Source organism: Mycobacterium sp. 852002-51163_SCH5372311, assembly GCF_001667115.1.
GTDB lineage: Bacteria > Actinomycetota > Actinomycetes > Mycobacteriales > Mycobacteriaceae > Mycobacterium.
In genome coordinates, this window is record NZ_LZIJ01000108.1 from 1 (window position 1) to 1085 (window position 1085).

The 1085-nt window shown below is 70.0% G+C and carries 1 protein-coding gene; it reads left to right on the plus strand.

From position 1 onward, the window contains the following. Positions 1-1085, plus strand: a 1085-nt coding sequence (locus A5791_RS13725) for an HNH endonuclease signature motif containing protein (RefSeq protein WP_067237271.1), incomplete at both ends; no start/stop codon positions are given.

Below are 1085 nucleotides of genomic sequence, written 5' to 3' on the forward strand. Positions count from 1 at the left end.
TGCGGGGCCACGGGCGCGCGGTCGGTGCCGGCGTTGGTGGCCTGGAAGCTCGGCTGTTCGCCGGCGAACGCGCAGACGATCGCCACCGTCGCGGGCCGGCTGGCGGCGTTTCCGCGCTGCGCGGCGGGTATGCGGGAGGGGCGGCTGTCGCTGGATCAGGTTGGGGTGATTGCGGCGCGGGCCGGCGAGGGATCTGATGAGCACTATGCCGAGCTGGCCCGGGTTGCCACGGTCACTCAGTTGCGCACCGCGGTCAAGCTCGAACCGCGGCCCGAACCCGATCCGTGCCCCGAGCCGCAGCGCTCGATCACCAAGACCGGCGACGAGCAGTCCACGTCGTGGCGGATCAAACTTCCCCACGACGAGGCGGCGAAGTTCGACGCCGCACTGCAGTCTCATCTTGATGCGTTGATGGTGCAGTGGAAGCTCGATCACGGCGATGTCGGGGGCGGATCGGATCAACGGCCTGCGTTGCCGACCACCATCGACGCGTTCCTGCGTCTGGTCGAGGCGGGGTGGGACGCCGAGGCGACCCGCCGTCCCCACGGGCAGCACACCACCGTGGTCATGCATCTCGATGTGCGGCAGCGGGTAGCGGCGCTGCATCTGGGTCCGGTGCTCACCGACGCGCAGCGCCGCTATCTGACCTGCGATGCCATCGGTGAAGTGTGGTTCGAACGCGATGGCGAGGTGATCGGCGCCGGGCGCGCGACCCGCCTGATCAACCGGCGGCTGCGCCGCGCGCTCGAGCACCGCCATCCCACGTGCGCGGTTCCCGGCTGTGGGGCCACCCGGGGCCTGCACGCCCACCACATCCGGCACTGGGAAGACGGCGGGGCAACCGAGCTGGCCAATCTGGTACTGGTCTGTCCGTATCATCATCGGTTGCACCATCGCGGCGGCATCACCATCACCGGCCCCGCTGACGACCTCATCGTCACCGACAGCTCCGGTCGACCACTAAGCGCAGGATCGCTCGCCCGCCCACCAACTCAACCCCCGCCCGCGGTCCCGCCCTGTGCCGGGCCCACCGGGGAGCGCGCCGACTGGTGGTGGTATGAACCCTTCCAACCCCAACCACCACC